Origin of the sequence: Halalkalibaculum roseum, assembly GCF_011059145.1 — a bacterium.
In the GTDB taxonomy this organism is placed as follows: Bacteria; Bacteroidota; Rhodothermia; order Balneolales; family Balneolaceae; genus Halalkalibaculum; species Halalkalibaculum roseum.
On sequence record NZ_JAALLT010000003.1, the window covers coordinates 464,889 to 489,240 of the forward strand.

Here is a 24,352-nt window from a genome sequence, read left to right on the forward strand (position 1 = left end):
CGGTGGATCTTGAATGAAATAATACATTTAAGTCCCTACGGGACGTCTGATATGCTGACAGATGCCTGTATTTTGTAATTATTACCAAAAAAAAGAAGCCCGCAATTATGCGGGCTTCGATATGCCTATTTAAATTAATCGGTATTACATGGTCTATCCGCAGGTCACATTCTCAAAGTTTTCATTCCAGCAGGCTTTTTCACCATTGTTGTAATTGGGCGCTATAATGTAACCGACATTGGTCTCAATATTCCATTGAAGTTCGGTAGTGCTGTCTTCATTAGCATTGTAAAAAACGACATTTTTAACCGTTCCGTCGAAAGAATACTCTATAAAATCACCCTCGTTGTTATAGCGATCGGAAACCACTTCAAGTCTTAAATCGACATTGCCTTCTTCAGATACCGACCAGTTGGTCACTGAGACTGCTTCCTCTGAACTGCTCATGAGACTATAATAAGTCCACGTTCCCTGTGTGCCTCCGGCCGTGGTGGTACCTTCAAAAAATAATTTGTCAGAGATATTCAATGCCGAATTGGTAACAAAAAACTGCCAGTTGATCTCATTTTCGTTTTGCTGCGAGGCTACAAGCCTAACTTCGTAGGTTTGATTACCGGCATTTTTGGTGTAGTTCCATACCCACTCTCCCTCTTCATTGAATTCTGCTTCACTCTCCGATGCAGCGGCCAACAGCGCTTTGGGAATAGCAAGATTCAAATCAACTACCGATTTGATCACAAAAGCCCTGATAGCGGCTTCCGCAAAGTTGGTATTAACTTCTTTGCTGAGAGCTTCCTTATTTTGCTGGTAGCCATCAAAATTGGAGAAGTCCATTGACATGGACTCAACGGGCGGTATTTCAGGCGGCTGCTCATTGCTAAGAGAGGCCGGATCATCATTGCAGGAGGTAACCAGAACCGCCCCTATTACAATTAAAAGAGTAAACTTTTGTACTGTACTTAACATAATTTCCGTCTTTTGATTTGTAGATTCTTGTACAATTTTACTGAGCAACAACAAAAATGTTCAGTACGTTTGCCGATTTCATGAAAATTTCTTCACACTATCCAGAATATCTTCAAGAGTATCTTTTAGCAATTTTGTTTCAATGATCAGCGGCGGAGCTAACCGAACCAATGTATCAGAATGAAGTGTCCACCCAAGAATAATTCCTTTTTCCAGGCAGTCCGAAACAACTTTCCGGGTCATGTCCTTATTTTCCAATTCCATACCTAACATGGCTCCTTTACCTCTGATTTCGACAATACCTTCTGCCTGCAGCACTTTCCTTACAGTAGTCTCTATCCTCCCTGCCCGTGAAGCATAGTTACCTTTAAGCAGTTCAGAAAGCGTGGCATGTGCCGCAGCACAAGATACCGGGTGTCCCCCAAATGTAGTTACATGATTCAATGGCGGATCGTGCCTGAAAACATCGAATATCTCACTTGATGATACAAACGCACCCAACGGCATCCCGCCTGCCATGGCTTTTGCCAGGCATAAGATATCCGGAACCACATCATAGTCTTGGAAGGCAAATAGAGATCCTGTACGGTAAAAACCGGTCTGAATTTCATCAAAAATAAGTAATGTACCTGCATTGTTGCATCTCTCCCGTATTTCCCTGAGCCATTTTTTATCAGCAGGTATAATTCCCCCTTCTCCTTGAATCGGCTCCATGATCACCGCTGCCGTCTTTTCATCTATAGTGTCCAGTTCCTCATTGCTATTGAATTCCAGAAAATGAACATCCGGCAAGAGAGGTAAGTACGGATCGCGGTAAACATCTCTGCCCGTCACGCTCAGCGAACCCTGTGTATCCCCGTGGTAGCCATTTCGAAATGCTACAAATTTGTGGCGTCCGGTAAACTTTTTGGCCAATTTCAGCGCTCCTTCATTAGCTTCGGTGCCGCTGTTGACAAAATACACCCGATCGAGATTCTCAGGAAGCTGAGAGGTCAATAAATGAGCATAATTAGATTGCGGATCCTGAATAAACTCTCCGTACACCATTACGTGCAGATGCCGGTCGACCTGTTTTTTAACAGCCTTGGTAACCGCCGGGTGACGATGACCCAAACTGCTGACCGCTATGCCGGATATAAAATCCACATAGCGCTTGCCATCTTTTGTATAAATAAATGGACCTTCGGCAGATTCAATTTCCAGCCCCATCGGTTCATCACTGGTCAGGGCAATATGATTGTAAAACTGTTCTCTTTGCTCCACAACTAGAATTTTCAGGTAGTTAATTGCAGGTTATTGACAGTATCGCCTAATTGTTTAAACTTTCTAAACAATTATATTGAACTAATTGTTTGTTTATTGCCGTTAATCGGACGTAATTCTATATCATTACCTAATTTTATGTACCTAATCCGGTTCTTTACTTTGATCTTCTCTCTGTTATTGATATCCGGATGCGGTGCCAATAAAAAGAGTTCTCAGCAGGAAAAAAATTTAGTATCCGCTCAAGATACAGTAAAAATGTCATCAGATACTATTCCCAAACCGTCTCCGCCACCTCCCGGATTACCACCAGGAGAGGCCAGAGTGCGAGGTGAAATTGTTGAAGTCGGAAATCAGACGAACAATCAGAATTCTTCCTTTTTCAAAATAAAAGTAAATCGTGTTCTCGGTTATGGGTCTTCCACACCTCCGGTAGGTACCGCTGACACCTTGCTGGTGAATATGGGAGTTGCGGATCAAAATCAATTCAAAATTGGGAAAATTGTTTCTGCCGTTATAAGTTATCGACAATTACCCGGCGACAGCGGGAACTCCTCTCGATGGACTCTGGTAACACTTGAAAAAGATTCCAACTAAGTAAAGTACGGACATATGAAAAAAGGCGCTACAAAATTTATCACCATTATTTGCGGTGTTGCCCTGCTTGCAACCGCCCTCTTTCTATTTCTGGATGAATCATCATCCGTCACTCAACAGCAGATTGATCAAAATCTGGGAGATAACCCGGAAGATGAGCTTGAAAAAGCTGAGATGAGTGCCAATCGCTATGAATATTTTTTCAAGAAACTGAGAGATCCTGCAACCAATAGTATTCCGCGAGATATCAGGGTCCGTGAATTGCAATATGCAAGGACCCTTCCAACCGCATCTCAGGTCAATGAACAGATTAAATCAAAGAGTCCTTCTCAAAAATTGGCTCCTGAATTTCAATGGAGTCTGGCGGGCCCCCCGGCAACCGGCGGCCGTACACGCGCTTTGGGAATCGACCAGCGTGATCCGAATATAGTCATTGCCGGTGGGGTATCAGGCGGTATCTGGAAATCCACAGATGGGGGTAACAGCTGGACGATGAAAAACCAGGATGTCCAAAACCTGGGTGTCTCTTCGCTGGCTCAGGATCCGAATAGTCCCGATACCTGGTACTATGCCTCCGGAGAATACCAACGATGGAGCAGCCAGAGTGCAACCGGCGCCCTCTATTTCGGTTCCGGTGTTTATAGGTCAACTGATAACGGAGAGACCTGGACCAACATCGCCAGTACTGAAGATTCTGACAACAATTTTAACAGCAAATTTGATTTCATTTCCCGTGTAGCTGTGAGTCCGGTTACCAGTACGGTATTTATTTCAAGCAATGGATTTGGCATCACACGTTCACCTGACGGCGATGATTACTCCGACCTGGTACTCGGGGGTCTTGGGTTTCATGAATACGCCGATGTAGCTGTAGCTTCTGACGGTCGAGTTGCCGCCGTACTCTCAAGCTCTGACCTGAGCGCAAACCCAGTAACCAATGATCCGGGTATCTTTATTTCAAACGACGATGGAAATAATTGGACTGAAATAACTCCCTCCAGTTTTCCTACGGAATACGGGAGAAGTGTGCTCACTTTCGCGCCATCCAACCCGGATATACTTTATGTCTTCACCAACAAACTCAATGACGACAGTAACCAGGGCGTAAGCTTTTACAAAATTGATTTAAATGCCGGCACTTTTGAAAATCGTTCTTCCAATTTACCTGACTTCGGAGAACCTGTAGGCGGTATGAATACCCAAGGGGGATATAACATGATGGTATCCGTGAAGCCCGACAACCCTGACTTTGTCCTTGTTGGCGGCACCAACCTATTTCGATCGACCGATGGATTTGCAACAGGTCCTACAGGTACCAGTGAAACTGAGAAAGATGAATTCTGGATTGGAGGATACGCACAAGTCAATAATATCAGCCAAACCGAAAACCATCATGTTGATCAGCACGTAGTAGTTTACGACCCAAGCAATCCCGATAGAATTCTGAACGGTAATGACGGGGGCGTTTATGCCACGGATAATGTCACTGCAAACGAGGTAGTATGGAGCGATCTGAATGAAGGATATATCGTTACACAGTACTATTCAGCAGCCATCCCCCCTACTTCCGCAAACAGCCGGTTCATGGGAGGAACGCAAGATAACGGTACCACCCTTTTTACCAACACCTCGAGCTCCCCGGATTCAACCTTTGATATCAGTTCGGGTGACGGCGGGTATTCCTTCTTTTCGGATGATTATCTTTTCGTCTCTTCGCAACGAGGCCGCATTATCCGCTGGAACACCGGGTTATCAAACCTGGATTATGTGTATCCCTCTCAAGCCGTAGATCAACTTTTCATTCACCCCTATGCGGTAGATCCCAATGATGATAACATCATGTACTACCCGGAAGGCAATCACATGTGGCGAAATACCACGCTGGGCAATATCAATAATGGCAATTCTAGCGGTACTTCGGTAGGGTGGCAGGAAATCACCTCCATCAATGTTCCATCCGGACATACGATCACCGCGCTTGAGGTATCTACCGCACCGGCAAATGTTTTGTACTACGCCGGGTATAATAACAATAGCCAACCTGCCATACGAAGACTGGATAATGCAAACAGTTCTACCAGCCCGACTGACATTGATTTACCTACAAATACCAGTCTCCAGGGTGCTTATGTCAATGATATTGCAATAAATCCGGTAAACGGAAATGAAGCAGTCGTCATTCTTTCAAATTACAATGTGCCCAGTATATGGCACACGACCAATGGCGGCAGCAGCTGGGAAAATATTGAAGGTAATTTAAGTCTTCAGTCGATACGCTCTGCCACAATGATTCCCGCAGAAGGAGGTACGGTTTATGTAGTGGGGACCAGTACCGGAATCTATTCCACCCAGCAATTAAACGGAACCAGTACCAGTTGGGGTCAGGAAGGGCTAAATGAACTCGGGTTCGCTGTTACGGAAGAAATAGCTTCACGCTCAAATGGTGATGTAGCAGCTGGAACGCACGGACGAGGTATGTATCTGGGTAGTTTCCAGGGATCAACAAGTTTCCCTTTCATTGCCATCTCCCCGACGGAAGCCAGAACCGGTGAAACCATCACCCTGACCGCAAACAATTTTGAATTCAGCTCCACACCTACGCAGAATATTGTTCAATTCAGGGCGTCGGATATTCAACAGAGCGGTGTTTGCAGAAACGCAACCATTGAGCCGGTTTCCGGGACCGTGGTTTCAGCAAGTGCCAATTCCATCGAAGTAGAAGTGCCCCGAGGCATTCTCCCGGATGAATGTGCGGTTTCCAATTCTGCAAGTATCAGTGTGAATGTAGAAAATCAAAGCCCTGATCCCGCACCCGGTACCTTTAGCGTACTGCCTCCCACGGAATTTGCATTGCAGCAAAACTTCCCAAATCCTTTTAATCCTACCACAACAATACCTATAAACCTTGCTCAGAATAGCAGGGTGACGCTGGCTATCTATGATGTACTGGGTCAAAAAGTGCTGGAGCCGATCTTTGAGGATGAGTTTATTGCCGGTACGTTTAATACCAGTATAGATCTATCAAATCTTGCCAGCGGTGTGTATATCTATCGGGTGGTGGCTACACCAACAAACGGAAACGGAGGGACCTTTGTTGAGACCCGAAAGATGACACTGGTTAAGTAAATTTGCAGCCTACCTCCTTCCGCAGCAGAGCAGCGGAAGGAGAACAGGGGCTTTTCCACGATTTCAGCAGACACTCCGACGCGAAGCGAAGGAAGATCAAAAATCATAAAATTATCAGCGCAAATCAGCGGCTAAACTAAGACCACTCTTCAATCAGCTCTTCAAATTCCTGCTGAAGTTCTTCAGTTTTGTCGTCGGCATAATACTTATGCAGTTTCTCCGCCCATTCTTCCATGGAGATTTCAGGATCATCTTTCCATTCCATCGCTTTTTCCTGAATGGATGAAGGTCTTGGTCCCCAGGTACCGATCTGCTCAAGGCTTTCTGCATCCAGGCAGATCAGTTTAGGAATAGATCGGCTGCCGTTGGTTAAATACTGATCCATAATTTCCGGATTTTCATCGCGAAGGATAAACCGCAGCTCAATATTGGAAGCAACTTCTGCCATCTTGTTAATTGCGGGAATATTTTGAGCGGCATCACCACACCAACCTTCGGTAATAACCAGCCAGATCCAGCTATCATCTAAATTTTCTAATTTCTCTTGTAAGGAAGTGTTCAACGTGACTTGATCATCAAGCCTGTTCATCCGCCGAACATTCATTCGGGTATATTCTAATATTTCTTCTGAATCTTTATCACTGGTAGTTCGTCCTCTTTCTAGCCGCTTGTCAATAAGCTGCCTGTACTGACGATAGGTAAAAGAATCTGCTATAAGTTCCTGGTTAATAAGCTTTTCTGTAGTCGTATCCATGTGCTTAGTTTGTTGCTGTTCTTTTAGTTCATAAATAAGCTGAATGGGGTTCAGCCGTTTTTCTTATATCAGTAACACATCCAAACCCGTAACTATTCCAAGATTTGTATGTTTTAACACTAAAATGAGTAAGATGAAAGCAACGAATAAGAGTGATGTCGCAAATTTGATGCGCATGACCAGCTCGTAATCTTCCTGTTCAGCAGTGAGCTGTAAGATCTTATTTTGCACCCAATAACCGATACCAAAACCCACCAGCAAAAATCCGATGCCCAATGCGACATGGTCAACGAACAGGGCCATTGATATGAGCAGGATTCCGGAGGAAAATGAAATAACAAAAAAGTTGAATACCCCGGAGAAACCGTATCTGATGGCAAAAGTACGGTCACCACGCTTTCTGTCTTCATCCATCTGGTAAAGTTGCGACAAAGGATATAGACTTAAAATAACCAGTGCCACTCCCACTGCCGCAAATATGATAGAAAGATCTATCTCATTCATTCCCGCTGACAGATAGCCCATCAGAAAAGAGTTTGTACCGGTGCTTACACCTATGGCAACAAGGCTTTTGATGGGATCCCCCTTCCAACGAGTAAGTGGGGAGGAATAAAGCCAAAAAAAGATCATGCTGAGAATATAGATACCCATAAAGGCGTTGCCTGCCGGTATCGCAACCAGCAATCCCACTGCCTGCATAAGGATTGACATCATCCACATCCAGCGAGTCATTGGGGGTGGATTTTTCAGGCCGCCTATGGGACCTTCATCTTTATCCCAGTAGGAATTATAAGCTGTTGCACCCCCGAAAAGTAGCAAATGTACATTGACGAATTGAAGCAAGTAGGAGTTCCAATTCAGAGAAGGACTTAAAAAACCGCCCAGTAGAAATCCGCCCGACAAAATAAAAACCTGGTAATGCCACCGCAGATGAAGAATAAAATTCCAGATCTCCTTCCCTGTTGATGTGTTCGAACTATTTCCTTTCAAGCCGGTCAGTTCAATGATTGTTCAATGCTAAGCTTAGTGAAATGGATTTTATCAATCCAGTGAAAGAATCGTATATTTTGTGACTTATGATTTCCACTGACACAAAAACAGAGCCCGTACATTCTGAAATTAAGAGAAGTGACTGGAGACAGCGGATCCGGGCACATAAAGAAGCTGTATCAAATCGAATCGATGACTACCTGGAGCTAAGGCAACAACATCGTAAAGATCCTGTATTGGATTTTCTGTTTGAATACTATGCCTTCCGACCCTCACACCTAAGAAGGTGGTCACCGGGATTCGGCGTTTTGTTGAGAGGAAATGAGAAGGATTCTTATCCTGAATTGAGCGAGCTATCAATGGGAATGAAGGGGGCTTACCTGAATCCCGAATACTTTCCTGAAAACAGAAAGAGATCCATACGCTGGATACTGGAGCTGCTGGAAAATTCCGGCCGGAGAAAACCTTCTTTCGGCTGTTTTGGGATGCATGAGTGGGCCATGGTATATAAGAAAGATAAGGATCAGATACGCCACAGGGATATTCCTCTTCGAATGGATAAAGAAAAACTTGCATCCTTTGTAGAATCCAGGCCCCTGGTTTGTACCCATTTTGATGCGTTTCGTTTTTTTGCAAAACCCGCCAAGCCGCTCAATAAATTTGAGCTTTCACGCGACTCCTTCAGTAACACCGAGCAGGCCGGCTGTATTCATACCAATATGGATCTTTACAAATGGGCATTCAAAGGATTCCCCTGGATTTCCAGTGAGGTAATTTTGGAAGCTTTCGATTTGGCAGTGGAAGCAAGAACCGTAGACATGAAGGCAAGTCCCTATGATCTAGAGGCCTATGGTCTTGAACCTATCCGGATTGAGACGGAGTCAGGGCGGATGGCGTACTTGGAAGCTCAGAAAGCGATCTACGAACGGTCGAAACCCATCAGGGATCATTTGATAAAAGAGTACCGTACTTTGGTTCACTACTTTGATGAGTAGTTACTAAAGAATAGCTGCTCTACCAAAGAGGTACACTGAGATTGATTGCCTTGCAGGTAATGCGTATTCTTTGCCATGCTAAATCACGCACACAAAATGGAAGATAATAGCTGCCATGACCGATTTTTCAGAAGATGATTATGAGGCTTACGAACAGGATCTTGAAATTCTGGTCGATACCCTGCGTAAATGTTTTAATGCCGATAAGGCCCGCTATTCCGTGATCGGACACCAAAATGCCCTGTACATTGAAATTGAGGGACTCGATGACCTGACTAACGAAGAAATTCAGGAAGTAGCCGAACCGGTTTTCAACGAGCTGGATATGGATTTTGATGAGATTTCACTGGTACCTCTCAAAAAATAGAGTGCTTATTTTAGGCCGACTGAGAAAAGAATTATAAAATCAGTAAGGTCATCCATCTGCACGGCCAAGTTAACTTTTTACATTATTTGCAGGAGATAAAGATCCATATACTTTACGATCAAGGGAGCTATTCGTATTTTTTAAAGATTCAAAAAAATGATTAAAACTGATACCATGAAGAGTACCTATTGCGACTACGAACTGCGCTGTCTGGAAAACGACCACATCAATGATGAGAAGGAGACTACTACATATTGTACCCAGTGTGATAGTGTACTGAGAGTATTTTATGATGAGGTATCAGACGATATACAGTATCCCATTAAGGATATTGTGGAAGATCCACTTAAAACCCATCCTTCAGCTCTTAAAAAGCTGGACCGGCTTTCAAAACAATATGAAGCTGACCTTTATGCCAAACTGGAGTTTGAACATCCCACCGGTTGCTTTAAAGATCGTGGCAGTTATATCGAAGTACAGAAAGCACTGGAACTGAAGGCAGATGCCATCTGCCTGGCTTCAACCGGAAATATGGCGGCTTCTGTTGCGGCTTATGCCTGTTATTTTAAGATTCCTTGCTTTGTATTTGTGCCAGAGAAAACCACAGATGCCAAAATTGCACAGGCGACCATCTATGATGCCAATATCATCCGCATCAAAGGGGATTTCAGCACATGTGAAGCACTTTGCCGTAAGTTCGCCAAATCAGGCAACTACTACCTGGCCGGAGATTATGTATTCCGGGAGGAAGGTCAGAAATCTTTCAGTTATGAACTGATTGAGCAGGGCGGTGACGATTTTGACTATATCTTCATACCGGTTGGCTGCGGCACCAATTTTGGAGCTATCGCAAAAGGATTTGATGAATTGAAAAAGTCAGGAAGAATTGATCGGATACCCCAACTCATTGCCATTCAACCTGAGCAGAGCTCCCCGGTTGTGGAGGGCATTTTCAAGAAAAAGAAAATCATTAAAAACCAGGTCAACACTATGGCTCAATCTGTCGCGGCCTCCGACCCGGTGGACTTTTACAAGGTACTTCTGGGAATTGAGGAGACAGACGGACAGGCTTATACCGTGACCGAGGATGAAATATTGCAGTCACTCAAGGAAATGGCCATCGAGGAGGGACATTTTACCGAACCGGCCTGTGCATTGCCCCTTGCAGCTTTCAAGAACAACAGTAATACCTTTAAAGGCAAAAAGTGCCTTTTTGTACTGACCGGATCTGGACTTAAGGATACTAAAGTGGTTGCCAAGCACTCCCTCTCCTCTCCTGTCCTTTCGCCGAAGCTTGAAAAGGTCATCAACTATATCAACTCGGGTTATATCGATATGCAGAAGAATTCCTGGGGGAAGTCACGGGATACCTTCATGGCCAACCTGAAAATGGACGAAGACCACGAGCGGCTATACAACAACTATGTATCAAACATTCAAAAGAAGGGTAAGACTCTCAGTAACAACGAAATCGAAGTTCTGCAATCGCTTGTATTCAATGAGGAACTGGATCTAGAGTACCCGGCCGAAGTACTTGATTACAAACTGACGATGCGCAAACACGGGCTCGTTCAGGCAGCCGTTAAGTTGAATATCAAGAATGAAGAAGTGATTACCAAAGCGAAAGGTGTCGGCCCGATAGATGCGATTCTCACAGCCATCAAATCAGAAACGGACAACCTGTTTCCCCTAGAGGTCAGTAACCATGAGGTTGAGATACTAAGTCCTGATACTGACTCTCTGGTTGTCGTCACCCTTACGCTCACTCACGGTGAACAGGAATGGGTTTCCAAAGGGGCCTCACCCGACACGATTGAAGCTGCCGTTCAGGCCTTTGTTAAGGGTCTGGCGATTGCAATGAAGTCGGAAGTGGCTTAGCAGAAGACAGGAGTCAGGAGTCAGGAGTTAGGAGTCAGAATAAGGTATCTGAGTATTCAATTTAAATCTTCTTTAAGAAAATTCTGAATTCTGTATTCTGACTCCTGTATTCCAGTTCCTTCTCTATGAAATGAAACTATTCCTCATACTCCTCTCAAATCCGTAAAAAGCACCCCCTTACCTGAGCGCCTCCTCCAGTTCCAGGGAAGCATCACTCTGCTCATCGCGATATTTTACGATCAGCGGACAGGCCATGCTGAGTCCGTTTTCTTTGGCCCACTTCCCACTCATAGGACGAGTGCCGGGAATGACCACTGCTCCTTCCGGTATGGCTGCACCCTTTTCCAGTCTTTTCTCATTCACGCAATCATAAACAGGGATGGATTTGGAAAGCGTGACTCCCGGCGCGATGACCGCTCGCTTTTTGACCAAAATGCCTTCCACAATTACCGAGCCCGCACCGATAAAGCAATCATCTTCAATAACGACCGGAGCTAATCCTACCGGTTCAAGCACACCGCCCAGCTGTACACCTGCCGAGAGGTGTACGTTCTTCCCTACCTGCGCACAGGAACCAACCAGCGCATGGCTGTCGACCATAGTTCCTTCATCCACATAGGCACCCACATTGATATATGCAGGTGGCATGATAATCACACCGGGCGCTACATAAGCTCCTCTGCGAACGGATGAACCGCCGGGTACCAATCTCACATTCTCCTCAGCAGTGAACTTCCTTGGGGGTAGATTATGCTTATCAACAAAACCGTTATAGATACCGGAGTACTCTGTGTTATTACCGGCCTTAAATGAGGCCAAGATTGCTTCCTTTACCTCGGTATTGGCCTCCCAACCATCACCTTTTGGCCTTGCCGATCTGATCTCACCTTTTTCCAGTTTTTCAAGTATTTCTTCCCAATTTTCCTGACTCATTTCTATCTATTTGTGTTTAACAATTATACAATTTCGATTTAGTTTTGCTGATCCAACCACTCACCAATGCGCTTGTCCGCATCCAGTAATTTTTTGGTATCTGTCACCTCATCATCCGTCAGCGGCGGTCGCAAGGTGGATGTTTTAATCCAGCCTTTTTCCTTTAATAATATCTTGCTTGGAATCGGATTGGATACTGAAAAAAGGGTATCCGTGCACTCCTGCCACAGAGGTAATAGTTGTGGCCCGTGCCCGGCCAGGCACTCATTCACGTAGGCATGGGTTGCCTTCGGCCATACGTTTGAAGCTACAGATACCAGTCCCTTGCATCCCGCCATGGCAAAAAATGGCGTCAATCCGTCATCTCCACTCAGGACTTTCAGATCGGGTGCTGCTTTGCGAAATTCCTGGAAATCGGCAATGCTGCCACTTGCTTCTTTTAAGGCAAACAAATTCGGATGATCCCGGAGCTCTTTTAATACCCTGGGATCAAGCTTAACTCCAGTTCTCGAAGGAACATTATAGATCATACAAGGCTTATCTGCAGCATCCATCAGGGCCTTAAACCAGGCTGTCTGGCCTTTCACATTTGGTTTGGCATAAAGGGGTGTTACCAACAGGAAAGCCTCAATTTCATATTCCTGGCAGTATTCGATCCACTCCAGCTGCTCGCGAAGATTAAACCCGCCGACGCCAACCATAACAGGAACTTCAATATTGAGGCTTGATGCCGTTTCCACAACCATTTTCTTGTCATCGAGGCCAAGTGCCAATCCTTCCCCTGTTGAACCGAGTATAAGTATACCGTTGCCGGCTTCATCCTGTTTGTGAATAAGGGATGCAAGATCATCGAGATCCAGATCACCATTTTCTTTCATAGGAGTTACGAGTGCAGTCCAGAGAGAAATATCTTCTACATTCATAATACTTTTTTTGATTTAAGTGCTGAAACTAATTAACACGAGAATGCAAGTAACCATTTAACAGGTTGGAGTTATGTCAATAATCTAAGCGGTCCCGGATTTAGACTCCGACCAATTCATCAAATACCGATTCAATATCATGCATACCCGGCTGCATGGAATCCTTAAGCAGTTGTCTGGCTGACCAAAGAGCTCCCTTGGCAAAAACAGCACGATTATGAGCCCGATGTTTCAGAAAAATGGATTCTGAGTTCGTTTTCATCTCCAGTTCGTGAATGCCTTTGATATCCCCTTTTCTTTCGGAGGTAATCTCGGCGTCTTTGCCCAGCCACTCTTTCCAAGAGATCGCTGTCCCGCTTGGGGCATCTACTTTCCCGGTGTGGTGTATTTCGTGGATATGAAACTCGGGCTCCGGCAACAGCTCAGAGCCTTTTGAAATGACAGAGATGCACCTTCTTACGATATTCATTCCCAAACTGAAATTGGAAGCTTTCAACCACTTGATACCCTTCTCCTTCAGCCTTTTATCAAGGTTCTCGGGCCACTCATGACCCGTACTTCCCCAAACTGCCGGTATTCCTGATTCAAGTACTGCCTCAAAAATATCATCAACCGCAGCCCCGGGAACAAAAATGATGATGACATCGGCCTGACGTAATTTCTCAGATGTAGGTTTGTTATTCGTATTGAAGGGTCCGACAAGATTTTCAGGCTCAACAAGGTCAACTACCTCACCCCCTGTTTTACCGGTTCCGATTACCGCAACATTCATTATACTCAAGGCTTTGCTTTCAATTCAATGAGCATAAGTATAAGCTTTTTGCCATCGATTTTCATGCTATTAAACCCTGATGTGTATTTGCACTATTGCCTAACTATAAGTTAGATTCCCACTTCCCAAAATCACTTAACCTATTTATATGGAATCAATAATTTTTGCCGCACCGCTCTTCACCAACGATGCTGTCGTTTTAGGTATTCTGCTTTTGATCCTTGCAGCAATCTTTATTACATCCAACAGTGACAATCCCTTTTGGCAAAAATTCTACACTTTTATTCCATCACTACTGCTCTGTTATTTTATACCCTCTATTTTCAACTCGATGGGCATTATTTCAGGTGAAGAATCCCAGCTCTATTTTGTGGCATCACGCTACCTGTTGCCAGCCAGTCTTGTTCTACTTACACTAAGCATTGATTTCAAAGGAATTCTAGGCTTAGGACCCAAAGCGATCATCATGTTCCTGGCGGGTACACTCGGTATCGTGATCGGTGGTCCTCTTGCACTGATAGTGTTCTCCTATATCGCACCCGGTGTTGTCGGCGGAGCCGGTCCCGAAGAGATCTGGCGGGGACTTTCTACCGTAGCGGGTAGCTGGATTGGCGGTGGTGCAAATCAAACAGCTATGTATGAGATCTACGATCCCAGTGATGAACTCTTTTCAGCAATGATTACCGTAGACATCATAGTTGCCAATATCTGGCTTGGCTTTCTCCTGTACGGAGCCGGAATATCGGATCGTATTGATAACTGGTTTAAGGCCGATGCCAGTCCTATAACAGAGCTTCGTAAAAAGATTGAAAGCTACAAAGCAAGTATATCCCGGATTGCCTCCCTAGCTGATATCACTACTATCTGTGCTGTGGCCTTTGGAATCACAGCCATTGCACATGTAGGAGCGGACACCGTAACGCCTTGGATCAATGATAATTTTCCTGCTCTTAGAGATCTCAGCTTGGGATCCCCGTTTTTCTGGATCATTGTAATCGCTACTACCGGCGGTTTGGGACTCTCTTTTACTCGTGCCCGTAAATTGGAGGGTGCAGGTGCTTCAAAAATAGGAAGCCTGTTTCTCTATATCCTGGTGGCAACAATCGGGATGAAAATGGACGTTCTGGCTATTTTTGAAAGTCCCGGCTTTTTCATGATTGGTATCCTCTGGATACTCATCCATGTTTTCATCCTCTTTGTAGTGGCAAAAATAATCAACGCCCCGTTCTTTTTTATTGCGGTCGGCAGTCAGGCGAATATCGGGGGCGCAGCATCCGCACCTATTGTCGCCTCGGCATTTCACCCAGCACTGGCACCGGTGGGCGTCTTACTTGCTGTTCTCGGTTATGCGCTTGGAACCTACGCAGCCATCATCTGCTCGGAGATCATGCGCTTTGTAAGCTAAGTTTTCGGGTGGCTTTCAGCGTACACAGGCTCCAAAATGATAGAAAACAGAACGAAATAAATGTTTCTGCGGAGAATGAATCCCTGCTTCAGGATGTTTATATTTTCCTTCGCTATTCCCTGAAGCAAAACAAAGCATATGCTCCGTATCTTAAAATTTCTTGGCGTTTTTCTAGCCGCCTTCCTGTTCATCTTCTTCATCGTGTTTGGATTTAATATGAACGCCCTTTTTACCCTAATGGAAAACTCTGAAGATATACAGGAGGGACAGGAATGGGTGGCCAAGACACAATCACTGAAGGGTTTGACGGAATATATTGGCCAGCAGCCCGAACGCGTGTCGATAGTTTCCATTGCCATTGAGAACCCGGATTCTTCCATATTATACAATGAACACGCTCCTCGTACCATGGGCATTCTTTCCAACATTTTTACGGTAATTGAATTTGCACGACAGGTTGAAGCCGGTGAGCTTGACCCTAACGAGCAGATAGCACTCTCAGAAGTGGATTACTTCCAGCTGCCGTATATGGATGCATCCAACCACAGCACCGCTGTTGACCAGCTTGAAGAGCGTGAAAAGATATCGGAGCAAAATACCGTAGCATTGGCTGACTTGGTTCAAGTTTCTGTGGAGTATAATGATTTGGCTGCCTCAGACTATCTTTTTTTCAGGTTTGGAAAGGAGCAGCTGGATTCTCTTATGAACCGGTTGAATATTGAAGAAACGGAATCTCCCCTACCTTTTAGTGGAATGTACGCCACTATGAAGCCCGGTCTCTATGATATGGAAGCACCGCAGAGAATGGACAGTCTGAGCGCTATGGATAGGAAAACCTTTGACAGCCTCGCCATTGCCACTGCCGGGAAACTTGCCGAAAATGAAACATACAGAGAAGAAGTATTTACACAGTTCCGTCAGGATGAAGGATTGGGTGTCCCCTTTTCTATGCAACGCGACTTACTGGACTTTTTTCCTAAAACAACAGCACTGGAAATGGCAACCCTGATGAAGAACATTCAGCAGGAAGAACTGATTTCGGTTGAAGTCTCAAGGCGTATCAAAGAAATTATGTCATGGCCCCTGAAAAGCAGCCGATTGCAAAGTGATTTCAGCTCATACGGTGCCTACTACGATAGCCGGCTCGGCCTTGTTAATGGAATAGATTTTGGAGCTTCCACCTACTCCAATGAACCTTTTGCCCAGGCTGTATTTTTTGATGACTTACAACTTGCTTTCTGGTTTCACATGAGCAGCAATCTGATTCACCAGGACTTTGAACAGCGGTTGATCTGGGATCCGGCTTTAAGAGAAGCAACCGTTAATGAAATCAGAAAAAATCAGTAACTTCTTTTTAGGAAATCAATCAATTAATCTGAATGAATTCGTAGTTTTAATTCATTTGAGTAATTCTCAATAACTAATTGGAGGGACATCATGGCATCTTCAGGAAATACCGTTGAATATGTAAAAGGTGGGATCACGTTGGGAACCGCTTTGGCTGTAACCATCTCCTGGTCAGTAAACAAATCGATTATCTGGGCAATCATTCACGGGCTCTTCAGCTGGTTTTACGTTATCTATTACGCGTTGGTTTATTAATCAGATATTTTTTCTAAATGTCAAAATTCAAGTTTCTCTATTTCTACTGGCTGATACCGGCATTTCTGCTTTTTTTGGTACTTCACCAGATCAGTGTCTATTACGGTGTCATCGATACCTATGAAAACGGTGACTCGTATACGGCTGAGGTCGTTGAGTTTGAACTCAAACAGATTGCGGCCCAGACCAACGGATATGTCATTTTACGCTTTAGTCCGGAAGGGGCTGGCGAAATGCAGCAAAAGCTTTCCCTCCCAGTTGAGATGGCCGGTCAGATTCAGGAGATACGCATTATACCAATTCGATACCAGGAAGGGGCGCGCCATAATATTGTCATGATGCCTACTTACGAAACGCAGAAGAACCTGGTGATGACCAATATCGCCATGGCGGCTGTGGGTTTCCTGATCACCTGTATCATCGGGTATTGGGTGAATCGTTATGTCAGCCGGAAAATGAAGCAAGGGGAAACAGAAATTGTATTTGAAAGAGTAGATACGGATGAGTAATTCAAAAGGGACACTTTACCTGATCCCCAATACACTCGGTAAAACGCCTGAAAACAACACCATTCCCGAGTATGTTTTAAATATCATCAGAAGTCTGGATGTGCTGGTTGTTGAAAATATCCAGACAGCCGTTAAATATTTGCAGTGGGTCGGCGACACCATACCGGAATATAAGATTGAATTCCTGCTATTGAATAAAAAGACACCTACGCACGAAATTGCCTCGTTTATGGATCCCCTGAAAAAAGGACGTGATGTGGGATTGATCTCAGAAGCTGGGTGTCCCGCCGTGGCTGACCCGGGCTCCGAACTCATAAAGATGGCACATGCCCAGCATATCAGCGTGCAGCCCCTGGTAGGTCCATCTTCCATCTTGCTGGCTTTGATGGGATCGGGCTTCAACGGACAAAATTTTGCCTTTCACGGTTATCTGCCCATTGAAAAATCCGGCAGGCAGCAGCAGATTCAGCAACTTGAACAAGAGTCAAGGGATAAAGACCGCACGCAAATATTTATGGAGGCTCCTCATCGCAATGACGCGATTATTAAAGATGTCACTAAGCTTTGCCACCCGGAGACTCGTTTTTGCACAGCCACCAATCTCACCTTGCCTGATGAATCGATCATATCGAAACCGGTATCTGCCTGGAAGCAAGAAAAGTGGGAGTCCATTAATAAAGAACCCACCATTTTCCTGCTGTACGCATCGAAATTATAAGTTTTATCCGCTGGTTTACACGGATTTGATGACTATTCTCATCCCGCAGCAGAGCAGCTGAATGAGAGAGAAGGGATCACAAAAAAATCAGGCAAATCTGCGGCCAACAAATACAAATAAGAAAAGCCTGCTCGAGTTATCGAACAGGCTTTGCAGTAACAATACTGCTATGTTATTAAGCCCCTGCCTCCTCAAGCAAGTGCAAAATATCGTCGTAATTATGAGAACTGGCCTGATCCTTCGCAGACCAACCGCGATCGTCCATCACATCAACATCGCTGTGGTGTTTAATCAATAGTTGAACTATGTCATGATGACCGTTGCTGGTGGCCCAATACAAGGCACTCGTCCCGCGATTATCTCTCGCGTTTACATCTGCCCCGTTGTCTAGTAAAAATTGTACAATATCAAGGTGGCCATGCTTTGCAGCTTTCATCAGTGCTGTACGGTCATGTTCATCACTGGTATTTACATCGATACCGTCATTAACCATGCCAACTATAGTATCGAGGTCTCCGCTCTCTGCGGCGTCAAGAAAGGTTTCATCATTCATACGCTTTTACCTCTGTTTTTTTGTATTTAGATGGGAACTATTTTATTGTAACTCATTGCAATGATAGAGTCAAACAGAAGCAATGTATTCTAATAAAAAATGTTAACCCGGAGGCCGGTAATCCCGCCTCCGAGATGTAACACTTTACAAGCCGATCTCTTCCAAACCCTGCTCAAAAGTTATGTCTGTAGGTATGCCTTCAGAGTCTACGCGATCGAGCGAAGCCTGCAGCTGTTCGCCGACCTGCCCATATTTCTCAACAAAATCTGAAACTCCCTCATAGTCTCCGTCGCCCTGCAGCATCAGAATCTTTCTGGAAAGTGCATTAGTAGCTTCTTCGATCTTATCAAAATTGACACTGTAGGTTTGGGTATCTTCATTATAGCTGAAAGCTCCCTGCTCCTTGAAAAAGTTAAACCGGATCAGGTTTGCTTTGCCATGAGCACTTGCAGAACCAAAACGTATGGAGCGAAAGATACTGGCCATAAAGGTCACGTAATTATCCTCAATACTTCCCTCGGACACCATACCATCTTCCCTAAGACTGGTAACCATGTACAGACCCAGTACATCGGCCTTGCCCTCTTCCAGTGCAGAGGCGTGTTCTTTCAGCGCTTCGCGGACCGTACCTTCACCGTCTAGGGTATTCTTGATACCCAGGCCGTGCGCCACTTCGTGGAACATGGTATTTCCGAAAAAGGCATCAAAGGTAATATGCTCTCTTTGCTCCTGCGCAATCAGTGTTTCTGAAATTGGGACCAGTATTTTATCATATTTCCCGCGCATAGCATTCTTGAGCTGCAGGCGCCGGGTCCCTTTTTGAAGCTGAACTTGCTCATCATTTGGTAGGTTAATGGCAATAGTCTTTGATCCGGCATTGGCATCGCCCGATACATAAACCACGTCATAGGCATTCAGGTCAGAATCACGCCCGGGTGTCTCCTGTTTGTACTCATCAGGTACTGGCAGCCCCTCCTGCAGTTCGGGAAGAACAGTGGCATATTTCGACAGGCGATCGCTCCACTCGGTGTCTTTTACAAGAATAAAGGTTTCATGAGCCGCCTTATAACCATATAGCTGATCCTCATAGGTTTCGATGGGCCCGATGACGACATCAATCACATTATCTTTCATATCCATCCAAGCCAGGTCGCTCTCCTGGTAGTCATCGGTAAGCAGGGCTTCGGCACGAAGATTCAAATACTCCTTCAGACCGGGATCTTCAGCAAGTTCTGCAGCCTCTTTCAGCTTCTCAGAAGCCAGTTTATGCTGCTCAGCAAAAGCCTGATGGTAAGGAACCGTAATCAGCTCGCCGTCGTCATCACGTCTGACAAGCGTGTAGAGATCATCCTTTGCTTCCGAGTCCCAAGCTTCAAACTCCTCCTTGGTGATATCTTCCGGGTAGAAATTTGCACCCGCAGGTTTGGCACCAAACCCTTCCACAAAGGGCTCATTCTCTTCGAGTCGATCCCATGGGCCAAAATTAATTTCTGCATAACGACTCGCTTGGGGACTATCAATCATATCCATAAGTTCTGACTTGTCACCATAGGCCTGCATCCAGAAAACCTCGTCCATAGCCTCCGCAGCTTCGATCAGCAGCGGGATCATCTTTCTCTCATTTTCTGAGAGCTTAGATACATCAGTAGTAAGGGTGAAAGAGGTGTACTGATCGAGGCGGTCTTCGATCGACATTTCGGAACCCTCATCCAACTGTTCATTTGTCCCGGCATTACCGGTACAGCTCTGAAGTACCAAACCGATTACCAGAAGTGAAAAAAATAGAGGGGAATTACATTTCAAGCGATCCATAATTATACCTTTAGTTGAAGATTAACGCCTTAGATTCATTTCTTTTAAATATCCGATAAATCGTACGGTCGGACAATATCTGTAAAAAATCAATTTCATCTTCAAGAAGCCTGCGGCAAATGACCCGGGACCAGTTTTCTTTTGTTGAGTTCCGACAAAATTAGTTCTGTCATATCACTCTGAAATGGAAATTCATAGCGTATGTCCAGAACATAGGCTTTTACCCGGAGTTTGACGACATAATTCTTCTGATGAATTTCATTCTTCGCAATTACAATAACCGGTTTCTGAAGGTAGGCATATCGCGATGAAATTGCAGCCTTGTAGGCAATACGTTTAACCAATTCCACATCAATATCAGCCGGCAGATAAATTTCTGCCACAACCTGACAGTCGAGCGCACTGGAATTGGCATTTGAAACCGCTTTATTCATCAGCTCACCATTCGGTATGGTAACGACGGAATCGTCAGGAGTAACGATTCGGCAAGATCTCAGTCCGATCTGTAGAACCTCCCCATAATATTCCCCTACCTGAATTTTATCACCAACCTGAAAAGGCCGATCCAGAATGATGATAAATCCACCAAATACATTTTTAAGGATATCCTGTGAAGCAAAACCTACAGCAATACCTATAGAAGCAGTAACTGTGAGTACCGTTTCAAAAGGCGGGTCGATAATACCGGCAATGATAATATACAGTGAAAAAGACCAGATCGTAATTCGCGCGATGGGGACCAGTCGTTTTGTAAAGAGCCGGTATCGCGCCGATTTCTCAGAGATATTATCCAGTATCCGAACGACAAATTTATTGAGAAAGTAAGTAATGGCCAGAATAAACAGGGTGAGAAAGATCACATTAAAAGAGATCAGCTCCTTTATTTCTTCCAGCCTGGATTCTGAGCCGGTGCCTTCGGCCTCTGCATTCTCTCCCCCGGATTCGGACAGGTTGTTCTGTGCAACCGTGTCTGAATTTTGAACCATCTCTTCCTGTGCAGCTGATGCATCAAGAGTATCTGTATCATTCTGGGCTGTACTCAATACCGGTACTTGTAATAGAAAGACCAGAAAGAATATTAAATGTGAAAAGTTTCGGTAACTCATAACATGCTCCTATACTAAGTGTATGATATTGCGTTCCTTAAGAACGCGTACAATTTGGCGATACATTAACTGGTTTACGAAATAACGATCCCCGTCCTGTCGTAGCAGTCCCCTCGTTTTAAGCCTTACCAACATGAGCCTGCTCTCCTGCTCCGTAAACAAAAGTACTTTTGACAGCTCGGAAGGTGTAAGAGTATCGTGTAATATGATGGAAGCAAGAGTAAACAACACATCCGGTCTCAGATCCTGTATCATTTCTACGGAGGTGACCTCCAGCGGCTTTATATAAAAATGGGTCTCGTCGAAGTCACGAATAGATCGGATCCAGAAAATCATGGCTATGGATGCATTTCCTTCGGATAAATTGGTCAGATCCTCAAAGTAAGCATCCTTTAAATATTTCCTTGCCTCCTCTTCCTGGTCCATAATTTTTCGGTAAGCCCGGCTTTTACTTTGAAGCTCACCGGGTTCGAAATAAAGTTCATAACCGCTCGAACGGTGTCGACTCAAGATAACTGATTCAATCTGACGGGCATCCAGTTTGTCAGTTCGCATCATGTGTGAAAAATATTCACTGATTGAGACTACCTTATCCATAAAATTCCATGCATAAAGTGAACTGCTGACTATCCAAAAGATGCTTTCCTTGGTTTCAGAAATTACATAAAGAAGGCTTTCCAAAGCTGCATACCCGTTTATATTTCTCAGGTATAGATTTTGAAGGGCTTCCAGTACAATGACCTTCTTCTTTTTTTCATTGCGAATAGCCTCAATAATACCTTCAATGGAATCTACATTTTCCAGATCCAGCTCCCTCTCCATCAATTTGATGAATTCAACTTCACTGGAAATAGCACCGACTAGGTGAATATCCTTGACCTCCCGTTGCTTGAAAAAATCGTCCAGTGCATAGCTAAGATAGGTCGATTTACCGCTTCCCTTTTCACCAATCACTGCGAAAGTAGAAGGATAGTTGTTTTCCCAGCTTTCAAATGCTTTCTGCAGGTAACTGAAATTCTCATTCAGAGTTACATAAAATCGGCGGTCGGTTTCCATGTCAAAATTAAAAAGCCGGCGATAAATGTAGGGCAGTTCCTTTATTTTTTCATCGGTATTGGACAGGTAGGTAGCCACATCCGTCTTTAAGACCTGTTCTGCTTGCTGTTCCTCGAACCCAAGAAAGCGTCGAGCCACTGAAAGATAGGCTTTGACTTTTTTCCCGATAAAACGTCGGAAAACAGCAAACGAATCCTGGATACGGGCCCAACGTGCCCCTGCCTTGGTCTGCCATCCATGCGCTTTCTGCTTAACCTTGTATTTGGCATCCAGCAGCTGTAACTCTTTGGAGTCACCATTGTGAACCAGATTCAGCATTTTGTTAGAAAACTCCCGGCACCCATCGATCACCACCAGTTTCAGCTGTTCCTGCTTGTTTTGAACCGTTTCTGCGGTGTTATCCAGTTTGGTGATAGTTCGCTCCACCGCTTCAATTACAATGCTGTACGGATCATTATCCCCGTCAGCATTCTCAAATAGCTCAAGCGCTGAGTCAAAATTCACCTCAATTACCTCCTGTACCTCAGCCAGGTCACCGGCAACTTGTACCATAAAATCTTCGTAGTGCTGCTGCGACGGTTGAAGTCTGTTTAACATATGCTCTTTCAGGCTGCGTACAAGCAGCAGACGCCACGTGATCATCCGGAAGTTAAAATCCGGTGGATTATTATCCGTATCGAGATCGTATAAAAATAGAACGTGTTCTGATATTGAATTTGCCTTCATCAGTACACGCTCAGAAAATAGATTCGCCTGGTTTGAGAGCTGTGTTTTTTCAATGAGCTCGTTCAGAGGATCCTTGGTCTCACTGACCAGTTTAGCCATCAGCTTTTTACTGTCGTCTATCAGTTGAAGTGCCGCCTCTTTATTTTGCTTATCCCGGTAAGTCTGTATGCTGCTTTGTATTCCCTGTAGGTCATTCTGTAAAGATTTGATCGGTTTTTTTAAATAGGAGTCGAAAAAGGTGGCAAGACTGTCGATAAAATCCATACCTTGCTCATCCAATTCCTTTTGAAAACCTACAAACTCTTTAACCGTTTCTGTTTTATCCAAAAGCTGTAGATTGGCCTCATTCCACTCCTCCAGTGCATTATCCAGTACATCTCTAAACCGGGAGGCTCTTTTCTCAACTCTTGACTCTTGATAGAACCCGGATCTTCGTTCCATCGTACCGACACGTTCCAGATAATGAAGGAGATTTTCCCGTATAGTATCAAAATCCTCCTCCACTTGCCGATCCAGATCATTACGATACTTCTTTGTGCCCTGTAACAACTCATTTACTCTTTCATCAAAAGACGGTGCCGGAACTACTTCCGGTTCTCCCCCGGATATATCGCTCTCATAGTAGTTTTCAGCAAGATAGTTTTCCAGCTCTAAAATTATGTCAGTAACATGACGATAATCACCATCAACACGTCTCTTTAAGAGTTCATCCGCCTTATACAGGTGATACTCGGTTACGTGTTGATAGGGTATTTGCTGCCGCCAGGGTTCATAAGCGCGGGTAGGTTTATTAAGCAACTTCCTTAATATATTGGAAAAATCACGTGAGATCGATCCCAATGATCTTGCAGTCCTCTTCAAAGATTTTATGAAGCGGACATTTGCCGCATCCTGCTCAAGTTTTTTAAAACGACTTTCACTTTGGCTTACAGAAATATCTTTTTCGAGTTCAAAAGTGTGCTTTTTGACTGCTGTCAAATAAACATCAGCAATTGTTGTCTCCTTATGCTCTTCGATGATACCTCTAATATTCTGGAGGGTATCGGTCATAACTTCCAGAACCTTGCTCTGATCATCCGTGACTTGGAGACGTGTTTGAAGCCTTTGAAGTAGTTCAATTACTTCTTCCAAATATTGGCTACGCTTTTCCCTTACTGCTTCTGCAAGCTTCTGATCGATCAGATCATTTAATGCAGACTTAAGGTCACGCATTCTTTTTTTCTCACTCATGTAAAACCCGGCTAAAATAACTTGATGTATTCAGTACACACAGATATAACATACATACTATCTCATTTAAT

Annotated in this window: 21 protein-coding genes; 10 read left to right on the forward strand and 11 right to left on the reverse strand. The window is 44.5% G+C overall.

Annotated features, from left to right (window positions below; genetic code table 11):
• Positions 1-153 precede the first annotated feature (153 nt).
• Positions 154-966: a hypothetical protein gene (locus tag G3570_RS10480; RefSeq protein WP_165142046.1), complete on the reverse strand. Its 813-nt coding sequence runs from the start codon at positions 964-966 to the stop codon at positions 154-156.
• Positions 967-1,044: 78 nt separating this feature from the next.
• A complete protein-coding gene (locus tag G3570_RS10485) occupies positions 1,045-2,229 on the reverse strand; it encodes an aspartate aminotransferase family protein (RefSeq protein WP_346267266.1) in 1,185 nt (394 codons plus the stop codon).
• A gap of 258 nt (positions 2,230-2,487) precedes the next feature.
• Between G3570_RS10485 and G3570_RS10490 the strand changes: the two genes are divergently transcribed.
• Together G3570_RS10490 and G3570_RS10495 are read left to right on the forward strand one after the other, a co-directional pair.
• Positions 2,488-2,826 (forward strand): hypothetical protein, encoded by a 339-nt coding sequence (locus tag G3570_RS10490; RefSeq protein ID WP_165142048.1) that lies wholly within the window; start codon positions 2,488-2,490, stop codon positions 2,824-2,826.
• 15 nt (positions 2,827-2,841) lie between these two features.
• Entirely contained in the window at positions 2,842-5,952 is a 3,111-nt protein-coding gene (locus G3570_RS10495; RefSeq protein ID WP_165142050.1) for a T9SS type A sorting domain-containing protein, read from the forward strand.
• A 136-nt stretch (positions 5,953-6,088) separates the two neighbouring features.
• On the opposite strand, the gene G3570_RS10500 is transcribed toward G3570_RS10495, so the two are convergent.
• Both G3570_RS10500 and G3570_RS10505 read right to left on the reverse strand, forming a co-directional pair.
• Entirely contained in the window at positions 6,089-6,706 is a 618-nt protein-coding gene (locus G3570_RS10500; RefSeq protein WP_165142052.1) for a thioredoxin family protein, read from the reverse strand.
• A 63-nt stretch (positions 6,707-6,769) separates the two neighbouring features.
• Positions 6,770-7,696, reverse strand: a complete 927-nt coding sequence (locus G3570_RS10505) for a UbiA family prenyltransferase (RefSeq protein WP_165142054.1) — start codon at positions 7,694-7,696, stop codon at positions 6,770-6,772.
• Positions 7,697-7,782: 86 nt separating this feature from the next.
• Between G3570_RS10505 and G3570_RS10510 the strand changes: the two genes are divergently transcribed.
• The 3 genes from G3570_RS10510 to thrC all read left to right on the forward strand — a co-directional run bounded on the left by G3570_RS10510 (position 7,783) and on the right by thrC (position 10,936).
• The gene (locus G3570_RS10510) at positions 7,783-8,691 is read left to right on the forward strand and encodes a 3-methyladenine DNA glycosylase (protein ID WP_165142056.1); all 909 of its coding nucleotides are present in this window, start codon (positions 7,783-7,785) and stop codon (positions 8,689-8,691) included.
• Positions 8,692-8,806: 115 nt separating this feature from the next.
• Positions 8,807-9,058 carry a hypothetical protein gene (locus tag G3570_RS10515; RefSeq protein WP_165142058.1) on the forward strand — a complete coding sequence of 84 codons (252 nt, stop codon included), beginning with the start codon at positions 8,807-8,809 and terminating at the stop codon, positions 9,056-9,058.
• Positions 9,059-9,214: 156 nt separating this feature from the next.
• Positions 9,215-10,936, forward strand: coding sequence for a threonine synthase (gene thrC / locus G3570_RS10520; protein ID WP_249066967.1), 1,722 nt, complete (start codon positions 9,215-9,217; stop codon positions 10,934-10,936).
• Positions 10,937-11,113: 177 nt separating this feature from the next.
• On the opposite strand, the gene G3570_RS10525 is transcribed toward thrC, so the two are convergent.
• From G3570_RS10525 to G3570_RS10535, 3 genes are all read right to left on the reverse strand, one after another.
• On the reverse strand, positions 11,114-11,869 hold the full coding sequence (locus G3570_RS10525; protein WP_165142060.1) for a 2,3,4,5-tetrahydropyridine-2,6-dicarboxylate N-succinyltransferase: 756 nt from the start codon (positions 11,867-11,869) through the stop codon (positions 11,114-11,116).
• A 38-nt stretch (positions 11,870-11,907) separates the two neighbouring features.
• Positions 11,908-12,792 (reverse strand): 4-hydroxy-tetrahydrodipicolinate synthase, encoded by an 885-nt coding sequence (dapA, locus tag G3570_RS10530; RefSeq protein ID WP_165142062.1) that lies wholly within the window; start codon positions 12,790-12,792, stop codon positions 11,908-11,910.
• Positions 12,793-12,892: 100 nt separating this feature from the next.
• Complete coding sequence (locus tag G3570_RS10535) at positions 12,893-13,564, reverse strand: dihydrodipicolinate reductase C-terminal domain-containing protein (protein ID WP_165142064.1); 672 nt, start codon at positions 13,562-13,564, stop codon at positions 12,893-12,895.
• 148 nt (positions 13,565-13,712) lie between these two features.
• On the opposite strand from G3570_RS10535, the gene G3570_RS10540 reads away from it, so the two are divergent.
• The 5 genes from G3570_RS10540 to G3570_RS10560 all read left to right on the forward strand — a co-directional run bounded on the left by G3570_RS10540 (position 13,713) and on the right by G3570_RS10560 (position 17,798).
• The gene (locus G3570_RS10540) at positions 13,713-14,969 is read left to right on the forward strand and encodes a DUF819 family protein (RefSeq protein WP_165142066.1); all 1,257 of its coding nucleotides are present in this window, start codon (positions 13,713-13,715) and stop codon (positions 14,967-14,969) included.
• Positions 14,970-15,107: 138 nt separating this feature from the next.
• Positions 15,108-16,316, forward strand: a complete 1,209-nt coding sequence (locus tag G3570_RS10545) for a serine hydrolase (RefSeq protein WP_165142068.1) — start codon at positions 15,108-15,110, stop codon at positions 16,314-16,316.
• 90 nt (positions 16,317-16,406) lie between these two features.
• On the forward strand, positions 16,407-16,571 hold the full coding sequence (locus G3570_RS10550) for a hypothetical protein (protein ID WP_165142070.1): 165 nt from the start codon (positions 16,407-16,409) through the stop codon (positions 16,569-16,571).
• A gap of 17 nt (positions 16,572-16,588) precedes the next feature.
• Complete coding sequence (locus tag G3570_RS10555; RefSeq protein WP_165142072.1) at positions 16,589-17,080, forward strand: hypothetical protein; 492 nt, start codon at positions 16,589-16,591, stop codon at positions 17,078-17,080.
• Positions 17,073-17,798 (forward strand): SAM-dependent methyltransferase, encoded by a 726-nt coding sequence (locus tag G3570_RS10560; protein WP_165142074.1) that lies wholly within the window; start codon positions 17,073-17,075, stop codon positions 17,796-17,798. Before G3570_RS10555 ends, G3570_RS10560 begins: the two co-directional genes overlap by 8 nt.
• Positions 17,799-17,973: 175 nt before the next feature.
• Here G3570_RS10560 and G3570_RS10565 read toward each other — a convergent pair whose 3' ends face one another.
• From G3570_RS10565 to G3570_RS10580, 4 genes are all read right to left on the reverse strand, one after another.
• Entirely contained in the window at positions 17,974-18,351 is a 378-nt protein-coding gene (locus tag G3570_RS10565) for an ankyrin repeat domain-containing protein (protein WP_165142076.1), read from the reverse strand.
• A 144-nt stretch (positions 18,352-18,495) separates the two neighbouring features.
• Complete coding sequence (locus tag G3570_RS10570) at positions 18,496-20,163, reverse strand: dipeptidyl-peptidase 3 family protein (protein WP_165142078.1); 1,668 nt, start codon at positions 20,161-20,163, stop codon at positions 18,496-18,498.
• Positions 20,164-20,264: 101 nt separating this feature from the next.
• Entirely contained in the window at positions 20,265-21,269 is a 1,005-nt protein-coding gene (locus G3570_RS10575; RefSeq protein WP_165142080.1) for a mechanosensitive ion channel family protein, read from the reverse strand.
• 9 nt (positions 21,270-21,278) lie between these two features.
• Entirely contained in the window at positions 21,279-24,281 is a 3,003-nt protein-coding gene (locus G3570_RS10580) for a hypothetical protein (protein WP_165142082.1), read from the reverse strand.
• Positions 24,282-24,352: the final 71 nt, after the last annotated feature.